Consider the following 15,036-nt stretch of genomic DNA (forward strand, 5'->3'; position numbering starts at 1 on the left):
GCGTCCAGCGCGCATCGTCCACAGGCCCAGCGAACGGCCCAGCTCGCCCTTTCGCGCGTCGGCATTGTCTTCCCGCAGCTGCAGACGGAACTCCGCCCGGCTGGTGAACATGCGGTAGGGCTCGCTCACGCCCTTGGTGATCAGGTCGTCCACCAGCACGCCCAGGTAGGCCTGGTCGCGTGCCAGCACCAGGGCCTCGCGCCCCAGCGCCTGCAGGGCGGCATTGGCCCCGGCGTAGAGCCCCTGCGCCGCTGCCTCCTCGTAGCCGGTGGTGCCGTTGATCTGGCCGGCAAAGAACAGGCCCTGGATCTGCCGGGTCTCGAAGGTGGACTTGAGCTCGCGCGGATCGAAGTAGTCGTACTCGATGGCGTAGCCCGGCCGCAGGATGTGGGCGTTCTCCAGCCCGGGCATGGATTGCACCGCCGCCAGCTGGATGTCGAAAGGCAGGCTGGTGGAGATGCCGTTGGGGTAGAACTCGTTCGTGCTCAGGCCCTCGGGCTCCAGGAAGATCTGGTGCGAGTCCTTGTCCGCGAAGCGGTTGATCTTGTCCTCGATGCTGGGGCAGTAGCGCGGGCCCACGCCCTCGATCTTGCCGGTGAACATCGGGCTGCGGTCGAAGCCGGAGCGGATGATGGCGTGGGTGCGTTCGTTGGTGTGGGTGATCCAGCAGGGCAGCTGGCGCGGGTGCATGGCCGCCTCACCCAGGAAGCTGAACACCGGTACCTCGGGCCCGGTTGGGGCCGATTCGCCCCATCGACCCACCCGCCCCACCCCGTCCCCGGGCTGTTCGGCGAGCTTGGAGAAATCGATGCTGCGCCCGTCGATGCGCGGCGGCGTGCCCGTCTTGAGCCGGCCCTGGGGCAGCTTCAGCTCCTTCAGGCGGGCCGACAGACTGACCGCCGGCGGATCCCCTGCCCGACCGCCGCTGTGGTTCTGCAGGCCCACATGGATGCGCCCGTCCAGGAAGGTGCCGGCCGTGAGCACCACGGCGCGGGCCCGGAAGCGGATGCCCACCTGGGTCACCGCCCCCACCACGCGATCGCCCTCCACCATCAAGTCGTCGACCGCCTGCTGGAACAGCCAGAGATTCGGCTGATTCTCCAGGCGACGGCGAATGGCGGCCTTGTAAAGAATGCGATCGGCCTGGGCCCGGGTGGCACGCACCGCCGGCCCCTTGCTGGAGTTGAGGATGCGGAACTGGATGCCACCCTCGTCGGTGGCCAGGGCCATGGCCCCGCCCAGCGCGTCCACTTCCTTGACCAGATGGCCCTTGCCGATGCCGCCGATCGAGGGGTTGCAGCTCATCTGCCCCAGCGTCTCGATGTTGTGGGTGAGCAGCAAGGTGGCGCAGCCCATGCGGGCCGCGGCCAGGGCGGCCTCGGTACCGGCATGGCCACCACCCACCACGATGACGTCGAATTCCTTGGGATACAGCACGAGCAGGCTCCTGCGAGGCGAACCCTCTATTTTAGGCTGCCCACCCTTTGGCGTCACCGACCCGGCCAAGACCCTGCCCACGGCGAAACCGCCGCCGCTGTTTCACGTGGAACAATCCCGCCATGGACTGCCGCCCGCACTGTGCCGCCTGCTGCATCGCCCCGTCGATCTCCTCGCCCATTCCGGGCATGCCCCAGGGCAAGCCGGCGGGCGTGCGCTGCGTTCAGCTGGATGCGCAGGACCGTTGCCAGATCTTCGGTGACCCGCGGCGGCCAGCGGTCTGCGGCTCGCTGCAGCCCTCGCCCGAGATGTGCGGCGACAGCCGTCAGCAGGCCATGATCTGGCTGGGTGGGCTGGAGGCCGCCACCAACCCGGCCCCCACCTCCCCCTCTTCGCCGACGGGCTGAGCCCGCGCATGCTCGCGCCGCTCCCACCAGCCTTCGAAGAAGTGGTGGGCCACCATATTGCACAGCGGTTCCACCACGGTCAGCACCCCGGCCGTGGCCACGCTGCCGGTGAAGGCGTAGCCCAGGCCGAAAGCGATGCCGACGTGCATGGCGCCGAAGCTGAGGGTTTTGGCCATGGCGGACTCCGTGGGTGGGTGAAATCGTTGAGAACGGTTCTCATTGTGCTGAGCCGTGGCCCGATCCGGGATGGAATCTCTGCATGGCGGCGATAGCTGCACGCCGCCCTGCCGCCGATACACTGCCGCCATGCCCGTGCCGTCCCCAACGCCCCTGCCCCTGGCCGAACGGCTGTCCGCCCTCTACCCGGCCGTGGCCGCCCTGCCGGCCGCGCTGCGGGACAGCGTGCTGGCCGAAGACGCCACGGTGATGACCGTGCCGGCCCAGGCGCCGCTGTTCCAGGAAGGCACCCCCTGCCAAGGCTTTCCGCTGGTGCTCAGCGGCGAGGTGCGGGTGGCCCGCGGCGCGCAAAACGGTCGCTCGCTGGAGCTCTACCGCGTGGGCCCGGGCGAGCTGTGCGTGGCCTCCACCTCCTGCCTGTTCGGCCACAGCCTGATGGTGGCCCATGGCGCCACCACCGAGCCCACCGAGCTGGTGGTGCTCAGCCCGCGTGGCTTCGACCGCTGGGTGATCGACGCGGGCTTCCGCCAGTTCGTCTTCGGCATCTTCGCCGACCGCCTGGCCGACCTGATGGCCCTGGCCGAGGCGGTGGCCTTCCAGCGCCTGGATCAGCGTCTGGCCGGCACCCTGCTGGGCCACGGCGCGGTGGTGGCCAGCAGCCACCAGGCCCTGGCCGACGAGCTGGGCACCGTGCGCGAGATCGTCACCCGGCTGCTCAAGCGTTTCGAGCGGGCCGGCTGGCTGCGCCTGGGACGCGAGCGCATCGAGGTGCTGGACGCCGCCGCCCTGCGCCTGCTGGCCTCCGGCGGCTGAGCGCGCCCTGGCCCCCGCGCGGTCGGCTGTGTGACCGCAGTCACAGACCGGGCCGGACGCCGGGCGCACAGTACGCCCATGCGCTCACCCAAGAGCGTGCCTTCCAAGACCAGGAGAGACTCATGCAAGCCAATGTCGGCGGTTTCGACCGCATCGCCCGCATCCTCGTCGGCCTCGTGCTGATCGCCCTCACCCTGACCGGCACCATCGGTGTCTGGGGCTGGATCGGCGTGGTGCCGCTGGCCACCGGCGCCCTGCGCTTCTGCCCGCTCTACACGGTGCTGGGCATCAAGACCTGCCCGATGAAGTGAGCTGAGCGGCGGCTTCAGCCGCCGACCGGCCGGTCCTCGACCAGGCGGCCATCCTTCAGCACCAGCACCCGTTGGGCGCTGGCGATGGTCTCGGGCCGGTGGGCCACGATGATGCGGGTCAGCTGCAGTTGCTGCACCGCCTGGTTCACCAGGCGCTCGCGATCCACGTCCAGCGCGCTGGTGGCCTCGTCCAGCAGCAGGATGCGCGGGCGCTTGTACAGCGCCCGTGCCAGCAGGATGCGCTGCTTCTGTCCGCCCGACAGGCTGGTGCCCATGTCGCCCACCAGGGTGGCATAGCCCATGGGCATGGCCAGGATCTCCTCGTGCACCGCGGCCTGCCGCGCGCAGGCCTCGATCCACTCACGGTCCGGGTCGGGCGCGAAAAAGGCGATGTTGTCGGCGATGGAGCCGGCAAACAGCGGTTCGTCCTGCATCACCGTGCCGATCAGGTTGCGCCAGCGGGCCCGGCCCAGGCGGGCCAGCGGCAGGCCGTCGATGCAGATCTCGCCGCCCTGCGGGGCGTAGATGCCCAGCAGCAGCTTGAGCAGCGTGGTCTTGCCGCCGCCGGAGGGCCCGGTGATGGCCACCGACTCGCCCGGCGCCACGCTGAAGCTGATGTCCTGCAGCACATCGGCCTCCACATCCGCGTAGCGAAAGTGCAGGCCCCGCACCGTCAGCCGGCCCGCCAGCTCGGTGCCCGCGGGCAGCGGCGCGCCGGCATCCTCCTCGGGTGGCGTGCGCACGATGTCGGCCAGACGCTCACCCTGCAGGCGCAGCAGCTGCAGCTCGCCGGCCTTGTCGATCAGCGCGCCGAACCGGGTGGCGAACTGCTCCTGGTAGGCCAGGAAGGCGAACAGCATGCCAGTGCTGATCTGCTGGTCCATCACCGCCAGCGCGCCCAGCCAGACCACCGCCACCCGCTCCAGGCCGAAGATCAGCCGCTGCCCCACCGCCAGCACCAGCTCGTGCCGGCGGGCCACCAGGCTGGCGTTCATCGCGTCCACCACCAGGTTCAGGAAGCGCGACTGGCGCCGCCCCTGGGCATTGAACAGCTTGATCGCCCCCACCCCGCGCAGCGACTCGAGGAAGTGGCTGCTCTTGCGCGCCTCGTGCACCAGGGCCTCCTCCGAGGCCTCTTTCATCGGCCGGTACAGGGCCCAGCGCAGCACCGCGTACAAGACCACCGCCGCCACCGCCACGGCGGTCAGGGCCGGGCTGTAGGCCAGCATCAGCACCAGCGTCAGCAGCACCATCAACCCGTCGATTACCGCCTCGGAGAACTGCATCGACAGCGCATCCTGGATTTGCTGCACCGCAGCAAATCGGGACCAGACATCGCCGGTGTGGCGGCGCTCGAACCATTCCAGCGGCAGCCGCAGCAGGTGGGCGAAGACCTGCCCCAGCCACTGCAGCTTGAGCGTGGAGGACAGGTGCAGCACCGCCCAGGAGCGGGCCGCGGCCGCCACCGACTGCAGCAGCACCAGACCGCCAAAGCCCACGCCCAGGGTCAGCAGCAGGTCGCGGTCGCCGGTGGGCAAGGCGCTGTCCACCACCCACTGCAGAAAGAAGGGGCTGCCCAGCACCAGCAGCTCCAGCGCCAGCGCCAGCAGCAGCACCTGGCCCAGCGCCCGCTTCCAGCCCAGCACCCGGCCCATCAGCTCGCGCAGACGCACCGGCTGGCGCTCGCGCCGGGGCACGAAGGCCGCAGTGGGCGTGAACTCCAAGGCCACCCCGCTGAAATGCGGCGACAGCTCGGCCAGGCTCATGCGGCGCACGCCGCGGGCCGGGTCGTGCACCGTGGCCACGCCGCGCTTCAGCCCGGTCAGCACGACGAAGTGGTTCAGGTCCCAGTGCAGCACCGCCGGCAGGCTCAGCTGGGCCAGTTGCTCCGGCTCGGCCCGCAGGGCGCGCGGCGCCAGGCCCAGGGCCGCGCCCATCTCGCAGACGTCGGCGGCCGTGGCCCCCTTCATCGAGATCTGAAAGCGGCTGCGCAAGGCCGGCAGGTCGGTGTCCAAGCCATGGGCGGCGGCCACCATGGCCAGGCAGGCCAGGCCGCATTCGGCAGCCTCGGTCTGCAACACCAGGGGCACGCGGCGGCGGCCCCAGCCGGTGCGCAGGCCGTGCAGGGCGTCGGGTCCGGCGGTGGCGGTCGGCTCGGTCATGCGGTCTCTCTCACCAGCGCTGGCGCCAGCCCAGCAGGGGCTCCAGCACCCATTCGATCAGACGGCGGCGCTCCAGCTGGATGTCGGCGTCCAGCTGCATACCCGGCTGCAGGGGCTGGGCCTGGCCGCCCGCGCGCATGGCCTGGGCCGAGAGCGTGACCACGATGCGGTAGAGCGGCTGCGAGGCCCCGCCCGACCGCGCCAGCGGCAGCGTCGCCAGTTCGGTGGCCTGGGCCGGCGCCTGCGCCACCTGGCTGACGGTGCCGGCCAGCCAGCCGTACTTTTGGTACGGAAAGGGCCTGCAGCCGCAGGCGCACCGGCTGCCCCGGCCGCACGAAGCCCAAGGCGCTGGACGGCGCGTACAGATGCGCCTGCAGCGGTGCCCCGGCCGGCCACAGGCTGGCCATGGCGAACTCGTCACTCACGGCCTGGCCCGCACCGGCGTAGATGGCGGTGACGGTGCCGGCCATCGGCGCGGTGACGGGCAGCACGCGGTCGGCGGCCGCCGGGTCGGCCCGGGTGGCGGTCTCACGGATCTCGTCGCGCTGGCGGGCCAGGCTCTGCAGCTGCTGGGCCGTCTGCGCCGGCAGCTCGCGCGCCTGGGCCTGCAGATCGGCCAGGTCACGCGCCAGCGAGGCCCGCTGCCGCAGCAAGGCGGCGCCGTCGGCGCGCAGGCCCATCACCTCTTCCTGCTTGGCCTGGACCTGGGCGGTGGAGACGAACTGCTGCCCCGCCAGGGATTCCAGCCGGGCCTGGGCCTGTTCGGCCAGGGCCAGACGCTGCTGGTGGAACTGGATCTGATGCGCCAGCTGCTGCAGCTCGCGCTGCAGCGCGTCGATGCGCTGGACCAGCGACTGCTGCTCGGCCTCGGCCACCCGGCGGGTTTGCCGCTCGGTGTCGGCCAGGCTCTGCAGCCGGGCATCGAAGGTCTGCTGCAGCTGCCCCTGCGGCGCGCCGGCCAGGCGGGGGTCGCCCACGGCCAGGGTCATCAGCAGCTGGCCTGCCGCCACCTGCTGCCCTTCCTGCACCGCCAGGCGCTGCACCCGCGCCACCTGGGGCGGCACGATGCGCACCAGCCCGCCCGCCGGGATGAGCGTGCCGCTGACCTGCACGCGCCGGCTGGCCTGTCCCCAGCTCAGGAACAGCCCCAGCGCCAGCACACAGGCCACCACCCCCGCGGTGATCCAGGCCAGGGGCAGTGGCCGCGACAGCTGCAGGGTGCCCAGCCACTCCCCCTGGCGATGGCGCAGGGCCTCGGCGCGGAACAGGCTCATCCGGCCCTCACGTGGCATGGGACGGTGGTCTGGGTGTACTGCATGGCGGGCAGATGATAGGGCGTCGCCGACACCTCAAAAAGAGACGGCGGCCCGGTTTCCCGTGGCCGCCGTCGAGAGATCCCAACACGTCCTAAATCTGGACCTGTCTTCCCTGATGGTGCGTGAACAGAGAATCGCCCTCCCCAGGCCGATTCACGATGACAGCGTCTTGTCCTTGGATTACCAGCCGCCGCGCGGCGAATCGGTGCCGCTGGTGGCGGCCCCACCCACCACGGCGCGCAGCTCGGTGGCGGACAGCTGCTGCAGCGGCTGCACCGCGGCAGTCTTGGCACGCAGCGCGCCCAGGGTGTTGGAAACGATGGACTTCAGGACTTGCTTCATGGTGGCTTGACTCCGTTGATCGGTGCGCATCGAGCGCGTGAAGTCATTGAACCAAGTCCCCGCTTTTGGCGACACTGTCAACTCTTACAGGGCGTCACCCTCGGCAACACATCCCCTGCTCAGTGGATCAGCCCCAGGCGCAGCGCCTTCAGCACCGCCTGGTGCTTGTTGGTGGCCTCGAGCTTGTGCATCGCATTCTGCAGGTGCAGCACCGCGGTGCGCTCGCTGATGCCGAGGATGGTGCCCACCTCCCAGGCCGTCTTGCCTTCCATGGTCCAGCGCAGGGCCTCCAGCTCACGGGGGGTCAGCTTGGGCCGCTCGAGCGCCAGCGTATCAGGGGCCACGAACAGCCGGATCGCCGCATCCTGGGCATGCACCGCGAACAGCTGGAGATCGGCCACGATGCGCGTCAGCGCCGAAGGCTCCCGCGGCAGCGCCTCGTCCCGGTCCACCCCCAGCATGAAATGCCGCCCTTGCGGCATGTGCATGGCCAGGGCCACGCCGGTGCGGTAACCGTAGGCCGCCTGTTCCTCCCAGAGCTCCTCCACCCCGTTGCGCACATAGGTGGCCTGGTCCCACAGGATGGGCACGGTGCCCCGCTTGCAATGCTGCATCACCGGGTCACGCCGCCAGATCTGGTTGTTCTGGAAGCCGTCGACATAGGCCTGAGGCGTGTTGTCGACCGTGAAAAATTCGGAATGGGTCAGCGAATGGTCGACGACCGTCATCGCCGACACATAGGCAAAGCCCAACTCCTGCGCGAAGCGGATGACCTCCTGACGGAAATCCGCTTCAGTCTGGGCCTGCATGACCGACAAAAAGCTGCCATGCAGCATGCCGGCGGTCACGGCGCAACCTCCCGCACCAAGCAGGCATCCCTGACAGGTCTTACATCTAGCTCACGCACGTCGTCCATTCCAGACTATCGCCATGCTCTCGCTACCGAATGCTCATGCACCCTCGCGCTCGCGCGGCGCCATGCCACCCCCCTGGTCCCTGTATTTGTGGCCAACGGTATTTTGGCAGGCAAACCGGCCACAAACTTGTCGCTTTGTGCATGTCGGCACGCGTGTGATGCGCGGAAGCCCACGCGACCCGCTGTGCGGCCAGACCTTGTGGTGCGAATCCTCGCCCCAGCCCGAGGCCGGTTTGCTGTGGGATTGGGTGGAAATCAACGAAGGCGTGGTCGCCATGGCCGACCCGATGGGCGTGCTGACCAATCTGCGCCTGGTCAGCGACGAAGGCGCGGTGATGACCAGCAACGAGGCCGCCCTGCACCTCAACGGCCTGATCCACCAGCTGCCCTGGCAGGACGAGGTGTGGCGCTCGCTGCGCCAGGCCTGAGTCTCCGGCACCGCCGCCGCGCTCAACGCGCCACCACCTTGGCCAGTTGCCGGGCCACGTAGACCAGGCAGCCCGCTGTCAGGGCCGCGCCGATCACCACGGTGATGGCCCAGTCCCCCCAGCCCAGCGGATCGCCCCGCAGCACGCGGTTCATCAGCGTGCTCTGCGCCAGGGCCGGCACCCACAGATGCCAGGGCCGCTCGCCGCCCTGGTCGATCATGCTCATCATCGGCAGCAGGGACACGCCCAGCAACAGAACGCTGGCCCCGGCCTGCGCCTCCTTGAAGGTCTTGCACCGGATGGCGATGGCCATCAGCAGGGCCGAGAGGCTGGCCGCCAGCGGCAGCAGCACCGCCAGAAAGCTCAGGGCCTCCGGCCAGCCGTACTGGAAGTTGGCCGCCAGGGTCTCGCTGCGCAGCAACCACTGCCCGGAGAGAAAGCTCAGGCTGGACAGCAGCGCGATCAGCATGGCCACGGTCGCCACCGCCCCCCATTTGCCCACCACCAGCCCCACGCGCGCGGCCGGCGTGGTCAGCAGCGGCTCCAGCGAGCCCCGCTCGCGCTCGCCCGCCGTCGTGTCCAGCGCCGCGTTGAGCGCCCCGTAGAGCACCGCCATCAGCACGAAGAAAGGCAGCATGCCGGTCAGGCGCATGGCCCGCGCGGCGGGGCTGCCCAGGTCACGCGGCTGCACGTCCACCGCCTGCAGCAGGGCCGGCGACACCCCGCGCACCAGAAGACGCAGGGCCGCCTGCTCCCGGTTGAAGCCCTGCAACAGGGTCACGATGCGCTGCTGGCCGCTGTCGGCGCGTTGGTTGCTCGACGAACTCACCACCTCCACCGTGGGCACCTCGCCCTGGCGCAGGTCGGCCTCGAAGTCCTTGGGCACCACCACCACCGGATCGCCCAGCCGACTTTGCGCCAGCTGCTGCTCGTAGTCGGCCGGGGCCTCGCGCACGGTGTAGGTCTGGCGTTCCAGGTAGTTGCGCAGCGTGGGTGCCTGGGCGATGCCCTGCACCACCACCTCGCGCGCTTCGGCCTGCTTCTCCACCCGGGCCACCAGGGTGGAGATCAGCATCAGCACCAGCGGCCCCATGGCCACCGCGCTGAGCAGCACGGTCATCAGGGTGCGGCGGTCGCGCAGCGCGTCCACCAGCTCCTTGCGGAAGACGGTCCAGGCGCCGGTCATCGCGCGCCCTCCCCACCCGCGGCGGCGGCCCGCTCGGCATCGTCAAAGGCCAGGCTCACGAAGGCCTCCTCGAAATCGCTCTGACCGGTGCGGGCCAGCAGCTCGGGCACCGTGCCCTGGGCCACCGTGGTGCCCCGGGCGATCACCACCACGTGGTCGCACAGCCGCTCCACCTCCTGCATGATGTGGGTGGAGAAGACGATGCACTTGCCCTCCTCGTCGCGCAGGCGGCGCAGGGCCTCGCGCAGCGCGCGGGTGGCCAGCACGTCCAGGCCGTTGGTGGGCTCGTCCAGGATGATGTTGGGCGGGTTGTGCACCAGGGCCCGGGCCAGCGCGGTCTTCATGCGCTCACCCTGGCTGAAGCCCTCGGTGCGGCGGTCCAGCAGCGGAGCCATGTCCAGCACCCGGGCCAGGTGCTCGGCCCGGGCCACCGCATCGGCCACGCGCATGCCCTGCAGGCGGCCGTGGTAGACGATGTTCTCACGCGCGGTCAGCCGCGGGTACAGGCCCCGCGCGTCCGACAGCACGCCCAGGCGCGCCAGCGCGGCCTGCGGCTCGCGCGCCACCTCCAACCCGTCCACCCGGGCCTGGCCGGCGTCGGGCGACAGCAGCGCGGCCACCATGCGCAGCGTGGTGGTCTTGCCTGCGCCATTGGGGCCCAGCAAGCCGGTGATGGCGCCATCGGCCGCCTTCCAGCTGACGGCCCGCACCGCGGGCACCACCTTGCGCTGCCGGCCGCTGCCGATGACGAAGGTCTTGCTCAGTCCAGCCACCTCGATCATCGGGCACCTCCCTGCGAGGCCGATGCGGCCGCCGCGGACATCAGCGGCAGCAGCGCGGGCGGTCGCGGCATCTTGGCGGCACAGGCCGCATCGGCACCCACCTCGGCCAGGGCCTTGGCGTCGTCGGGCTCATCCAGGAAGCGGAACACCACGTCGCGCATGCAGCCCAGGCTCATCACGCCGTGGCCGCTGTGCGGCACCACGATGTGCACGGCCTTCGGCCCCAGGGCCTTGGCCACCCGCTCGGCATGGACCGGCGGCGTGGCCGGATCCACCGCGCCGGACAGCAGCAGCACCGGAGACTGCGCCGGGGGCACGGTGTAGAAAGCCGCGGGCAGCTCGCCACGCGGCCAGTCGCGGCAGCTCTCGCGGTACAGGCGTTCCTGGAAGTCGCCGAAATCGGTCAGCGTGGACTCGCCACCGGGCTTCATGCGCGGCACGTCCTCGGCGCAGATCACCGAGAAGTGCATGCCGGTGGCCAGGCCCAGGCCGCGCCCGCCGCCCATGGCCCCCATGCCCAGCCCGACCAGGGCCTCGAAGCGGCCCTGGCTGGCCTGCAGCACCGCCAGCGGCAAGGCGGACGCGGTGAGGGGCGCATACAAGGGCGGCAGCACCAGGCTGGCCAGCATCGCCCGGGTGAGCGTGAAGGTCTCGGGCTGGCCGGTGAAGGGATGCGCCACGGTGACCTTGCGCGGCAGGCTGTTCAGCAAGGCCTGCCACTGGGCCCGGGCGTTCGGGTAGGTGGCGCGGCAACTGGCGTTCTGGGCGCAGTCGTCGAACACGGCCTCCAGCGCCGCCTGCGCGCCGGTGGCGAAACTCTGCGGCAGCACCATGTCGGCCGGCGCCACGCCGTCCAGCACCGTGCGCCGCACATGGTTGGGAAACTGGCGCAGGTACTCCAGCGCGGCCCGGGTGCCGTAGGACCCCCCCACGACGTTCCAGCGGTCCACGCCCAGAGCCTGGCGCACGGCATCCAGGTCGGCCATGGCGATGGGCGTGGTGAACTGGCGCAGGTCGCCATAAGGCAGCTTCTGCAGACGCTGGCGACAGGCCTGCAGCACGCGCTGCTCGCCCGCCGGGTCCATGCTGTCGGCCAGCGAGCGGGTGGGTTGCTCGTCGTCGCAGCGCAGGGGTGCGCTCTGCCCCGTGCCGCGCTGGTCCACCAGGATCACATCGCGCCGGTTGAGCTCACGCGTCATCAGCTGCGAGATCGGGCCGGCCAGGGTGATGGCGCTCTGCCCCGGCCCACCGGCGATGAAGACCACCGGATCGGGCAGCCGCCGCCGGGCGACGGCCGGCAGCACCGCCACATGCAGCTCGATCTGCACGCCCTGGGGCCGGGCCGGGTCCAGCGGGCGGCGCAGCACGCCGCAGCGGGCATCGACCTCGACATCCTTGAGGCGACAGGTGTGCAACGGCAAGGTCGGTGCCGATGGCGTCGCCTGGGCCAGGGCCGGCCCCAGGGCGCCGCCAGCAGGCCACCCCACAACATCCCCCGCAGCCAGCGGGTGGACGTCCTGAACGCCGTCCCGCGGCGAACCCTCGGCAATGTCAGCATGCCGGCGATTCTCGCCAGCTTTGGGCAGCCGCCCAAGCTGCAAACCAGGGGCTCGACACAGACTGTCGCAGTTCGGCCTCAGCCGCCGTCAGCCCTTGAACAGGCCGTCGCAGGTCGCCTTCTGACCATCGGCCGCCGGCAGCTTGGCACACACCGGCGCCAGCTGGGCCTGCAGCCGGCCGATCACCGCCTGGTGGTGGCCCTGCTTGCTCCACTTGGCGAGCTGGCTGCCCACCTTCTGCAGCGAGCGCGCACTGCGCTCGTAGAAGGCGCCATCCTGGGCGGTCGCCTCGGCCAGCACCTTGCCGGCGGCCTTCTCGATGCCACCCTCGTCCTGCGGCGCCAGTTCCACCAGGGCGCTGACGTAGTTGGCCCCCCACTGCAGGCGGGTGGCCGGGCCCACGCTCTTGTCCCAGGCCTGGCCGTACCAACGCAGCGCCGCGGGCTTGTCACCCAGGCGACGGGCGTTGCCGCCCAACTGGCTCATCAGGTAGTAGGGCGAATGGCTCTTGGCCAGGTTGGACTCCAGCAGGGCATTGCTGTCCTGCCACAGGCCGGCGCTGGCCAGGGTGTAGGCCGCGCCGGTGATGACCGCCTGGCGCTCGAAGCCATCGGTGATCTCGCGGTCCATGCGGCCGGCCATGGCCTTGACCTCCTCGGTCAGCGGCTTGGGCAACTTGGGGTGCAGACTGTCCTGGGGCTGGTCCAGGCGGGCCAGGTCCACGCGGGCCGACAGGGCCGAGAACTGGTCGCCGCGCGAAAGCGTGGCATCACCCTGCAAGCGGGCCAGGGCCGCGTCGGTGGCCTGCACCAGCGCGGTCTGGGCCGGACCGGCCTTGGGCGCCAGCGCGCGCACGATGTCCGGCGCGTAGTTCACCAGCACGTCCATCTGGCGGCGGCTGGCTGCGGCGTCGGCCAGCAGCTGGCGCACCCGCGGCTCGGTGGCGGCACCGCCGGGCACCGGCTGCCCGGGTTCGGTGGCGGCCAGGGCCTTGAGCAGCAGGCGGGTCGCGGAGTCGGCTTCGGCCGGCGGGCAGGCCGCGGCCAAGCGGCCCAGCAGGGCGGCGCGCTCGGCGGCCGGCACCAGCTGCGCCTCGTCGGTGTCCCAGGAGTAGAAGGCCAGCGTGCGCCATTCGTTGGCGCTCACCGCCTTGCCGCTGCGGGCGTCGGCCAGCACCGCCTTGATGGGGCGGCCGCCGGCCAGGCCCTGCTGCAGCAGGTTCATCACCTGGGTCGGCTCGGCCTCGCCCGGCAGGCGGGTGATCTCCTGGCCCTGCGGGCTGAACAGAATCAGCGTCGGGTAGCCGCGCACCTTGAAGTGGGCGCCCAGCTTCTGCGCGCCGGGTGCGTCGCCGTCGATGTGCACCGCCACGAAGCTGCGCGAGCGTTCGATGAAGTCCTGCCGGTTGAACAGGGTGGCCTTGAGCTGGTTGCAAGGCGGGCACCACTTGGCGCCCCAGTAGACCAGCACCGGCTTGTTCTCGCCCCTGCCCTGGGCGAAGGCGCGGTCGATGTCGGCCTGGGCCGAAGCCTCCAGCCAGGCCACGCTGGACGTGGCCGGCGGGTTGGCCGCCTGGGCCGACAGGCCGGGCAGCCCCAGGCTGGCGGCAAGAACGCCCGCGGCCATCAGGCCACGCAGGCCCGGACGCACGGTGAGAAGCGGGTGGCGCAGGGAATTCAGAGGCCGGTTGGGCACGACGTACTCCAGGTCGAAGGTGCTTGGAGCGGCCGGGGCTCGTGGCCCACGGCGCCCAGCGGCACCGGGCTGTCAGAAAAGGTCAGCCGCCGATTTTGCGCGATGATGGGCCACCCGCCAGCGGCTCCCCCCAATCCCGTGATGAAGACGCTGTATCTCACCCCGCGCCTGCAGGTGCGCGAGCTCGCGCCCGGCGACGAACCCCTGCTGCTGACGCTGCACGGCGACCCGGCCGTGGCGCGCTGGCTGGGCGACGGCACGCCGCTCACGCCCGAGCTGTGCCTGGCCTGGGTGCGGGTCTCGATGCACAACTACGCCCACCAGGGCTACGGCTACTGCGCCGTGTTCGAGCGGGCCGGCGGCGAGTTCGTGGGGGGCTGCGGCCTGATCCATCCACCGGGCGAGCCGCGCCGGCCGGTGGAGATCATCTACGCCCTGCGCCCGCCCTTCTGGGGCCGCGGCTATGCCCGTGAAATGGTGAGCGCCATGCTGGACTGGGGCGCGCGGGAACGTGGCCTGCGCCAGGTCTGGGCCACGGCCATGCCGGACAACACCGCCTCGGCCCGGGTGCTGGCCGCCGCCGGCCTGCGCTGGCAGCACACCCGGCCCGACGCCGACGGCGAGCCCACGGCCACCTGGCTGTGGGAGGCCCCCGGTCAGCCGCCTTCCTCGCCCGGGGATCTGGCCGGCGGCGCCTCGCTCAGCGCGGTCTGAGCCTCGTCTTCGAAGCGCCGGGCGTCCGCGCGGGCCAGGGCCATCCACAGCACCAGCGGCAGCACAAAGGGCCGCCGCGGCGCCGGGCGCAGCACCTCCAGCGCGCCGAAGGTGCCCGGCTGCCCGGCCAGCGGATGGGCCTGCATCACCCCGTAGGCTTCCGGAATCTCCTCGGCCTGGCCGATGCCAGCCGCCAGCACGTACCAGCACTGGCTGGCCACGGCGGCATAGGCTGCGCCCTTGGCCGGCTTCTTCAGGTCGGACAGCAGATCGGCCCGCGACACCTTGATCTCGTGCGCCACCGGCTCCACCCAGTCCTCGCGCGTGGTGTGGCGGATGGAATAGACATCGGGCATGGCCTGGACCCAGCGCACCGGCACCTGCATCTGCGCCGGCCCGGGCACCGCCTCGCCATCGAGCACCGACGGCACCGCAGGCGGCGGCAACTCAGGCACCTCGGCCGCCACCGGCGCCCGCAGGCTCAGGCCCTGCCAGACGATGCGGCCGGCCCGGTGCATCTCCAGCGCGACCCGGGCCACCAGGCCCTCGTGGGCGCTGCGTGCGCTGCGGTGGCCCTGGGCGTCCTGGGTCATCAGGCGCAGGCCGGCCTCGGTCAGGCGCAAGGTGTCGCGGCCCTGCGGGTCGGTCTCGCGGGTCAGCAGGCCGGCCACCAGCAGCTCGGCCTCCAGCAGGTCGTGGCTGGGCCAGCCCGCCGAACGCCACAGCGCCCGCAGCCGGCGGCGGTGGGCCACGCCCAACCGGGGTGGCGGCGGCAGATCGAACATGGGGGC

At 71.3% G+C, this 15,036-nt stretch carries 15 protein-coding genes and 1 pseudogene; 5 read left to right on the top strand and 11 right to left on the bottom strand.

Features of this window, described 5'->3' with window-relative positions; translation table 11 throughout:
- Nucleotides 1-1,437 (bottom strand): annotated as a pseudogene (gene mnmG / locus I73_RS25725) (tRNA uridine-5-carboxymethylaminomethyl(34) synthesis enzyme MnmG); the annotation flags it as partial.
- Between the two features lie 122 nt (nucleotides 1,438-1,559).
- On the opposite strand from mnmG, the gene I73_RS31350 reads away from it, so the two are divergent.
- On the top strand, nucleotides 1,560-1,844 hold the full coding sequence (locus I73_RS31350; protein WP_083876526.1) for a YkgJ family cysteine cluster protein: 285 nt from the start codon (nucleotides 1,560-1,562) through the stop codon (nucleotides 1,842-1,844).
- Here I73_RS31350 and I73_RS03565 read toward each other — a convergent pair.
- Entirely contained in the window at nucleotides 1,763-2,020 is a 258-nt protein-coding gene (locus I73_RS03565) for a DUF2061 domain-containing protein (RefSeq protein ID WP_022979354.1), read from the bottom strand. The two genes, I73_RS31350 and I73_RS03565, sit on opposite strands and share 82 nt — an antisense overlap.
- Before the next feature lie 130 nt (nucleotides 2,021-2,150).
- On the opposite strand from I73_RS03565, the gene I73_RS03570 reads away from it, so the two are divergent.
- Together I73_RS03570 and I73_RS03575 are read left to right on the top strand one after the other, a co-directional pair.
- Nucleotides 2,151-2,834, top strand: a complete 684-nt coding sequence (locus tag I73_RS03570; RefSeq protein ID WP_022979355.1) for a Crp/Fnr family transcriptional regulator — start codon at nucleotides 2,151-2,153, stop codon at nucleotides 2,832-2,834.
- A 122-nt stretch (nucleotides 2,835-2,956) separates the two neighbouring features.
- Nucleotides 2,957-3,145 carry a DUF2892 domain-containing protein gene (locus I73_RS03575; protein WP_022979356.1) on the top strand — a complete coding sequence of 63 codons (189 nt, stop codon included), beginning with the start codon at nucleotides 2,957-2,959 and terminating at the stop codon, nucleotides 3,143-3,145.
- A gap of 14 nt (nucleotides 3,146-3,159) precedes the next feature.
- Here the strand turns inward: I73_RS03575 and I73_RS03580 are convergent, their stop codons facing one another.
- The 4 genes from I73_RS03580 to I73_RS03600 all read right to left on the bottom strand — a co-directional run bounded on the left by I73_RS03580 (nucleotide 3,160) and on the right by I73_RS03600 (nucleotide 7,813).
- Complete coding sequence (locus I73_RS03580) at nucleotides 3,160-5,307, bottom strand: peptidase domain-containing ABC transporter (protein WP_022979357.1); 2,148 nt, start codon at nucleotides 5,305-5,307, stop codon at nucleotides 3,160-3,162.
- Nucleotides 5,304-6,599, bottom strand: coding sequence for an HlyD family secretion protein (locus I73_RS31355; RefSeq protein WP_083876527.1), 1,296 nt, complete (start codon nucleotides 6,597-6,599; stop codon nucleotides 5,304-5,306). Before I73_RS31355 ends, I73_RS03580 begins: the two co-directional genes overlap by 4 nt.
- Nucleotides 6,600-6,803: 204 nt before the next feature.
- Entirely contained in the window at nucleotides 6,804-6,965 is a 162-nt protein-coding gene (locus I73_RS33015) for a hypothetical protein (protein ID WP_022979360.1), read from the bottom strand.
- A 119-nt stretch (nucleotides 6,966-7,084) separates the two neighbouring features.
- Entirely contained in the window at nucleotides 7,085-7,813 is a 729-nt protein-coding gene (locus tag I73_RS03600) for a LuxR family transcriptional regulator (protein WP_022979361.1), read from the bottom strand.
- 226 nt (nucleotides 7,814-8,039) lie between these two features.
- Between I73_RS03600 and I73_RS30660 the strand changes: the two genes are divergently transcribed.
- Nucleotides 8,040-8,309: a hypothetical protein gene (locus tag I73_RS30660; protein ID WP_148289673.1), complete on the top strand. Its 270-nt coding sequence runs from the start codon at nucleotides 8,040-8,042 to the stop codon at nucleotides 8,307-8,309.
- A 22-nt stretch (nucleotides 8,310-8,331) separates the two neighbouring features.
- Here I73_RS30660 and I73_RS03610 read toward each other — a convergent pair whose 3' ends face one another.
- The 4 genes from I73_RS03610 to I73_RS03625 form a co-directional block, all read right to left on the bottom strand.
- Nucleotides 8,332-9,495: an ABC transporter permease gene (locus I73_RS03610; protein ID WP_022979363.1), complete on the bottom strand. Its 1,164-nt coding sequence runs from the start codon at nucleotides 9,493-9,495 to the stop codon at nucleotides 8,332-8,334.
- A complete protein-coding gene (locus tag I73_RS03615; RefSeq protein ID WP_022979364.1) occupies nucleotides 9,492-10,277 on the bottom strand; it encodes an ATP-binding cassette domain-containing protein in 786 nt (261 codons plus the stop codon). Before I73_RS03615 ends, I73_RS03610 begins: the two co-directional genes overlap by 4 nt.
- Nucleotides 10,274-11,698, bottom strand: a complete 1,425-nt coding sequence (locus I73_RS25740; protein WP_234409400.1) for an alpha/beta fold hydrolase — start codon at nucleotides 11,696-11,698, stop codon at nucleotides 10,274-10,276. Before I73_RS25740 ends, I73_RS03615 begins: the two co-directional genes overlap by 4 nt.
- A 225-nt stretch (nucleotides 11,699-11,923) precedes the next feature.
- A complete protein-coding gene (locus I73_RS03625) occupies nucleotides 11,924-13,531 on the bottom strand; it encodes a thioredoxin family protein (protein WP_022979366.1) in 1,608 nt (535 codons plus the stop codon).
- Nucleotides 13,532-13,672: 141 nt separating this feature from the next.
- Between I73_RS03625 and I73_RS30665 the strand changes: the two genes are divergently transcribed.
- On the top strand, nucleotides 13,673-14,245 hold the full coding sequence (locus I73_RS30665; protein WP_022979367.1) for a GNAT family N-acetyltransferase: 573 nt from the start codon (nucleotides 13,673-13,675) through the stop codon (nucleotides 14,243-14,245).
- Here the strand turns inward: I73_RS30665 and I73_RS03635 are convergent.
- Nucleotides 14,188-15,030, bottom strand: coding sequence for a hypothetical protein (locus tag I73_RS03635; protein ID WP_022979368.1), 843 nt, complete (start codon nucleotides 15,028-15,030; stop codon nucleotides 14,188-14,190). The two genes, I73_RS30665 and I73_RS03635, sit on opposite strands and share 58 nt — an antisense overlap.
- Nucleotides 15,031-15,036: the final 6 nt, after the last annotated feature.

The organism is Ideonella sp. B508-1, from assembly GCF_000333615.1.
GTDB lineage: Bacteria > Pseudomonadota > Gammaproteobacteria > Burkholderiales > Burkholderiaceae_C > Ideonella.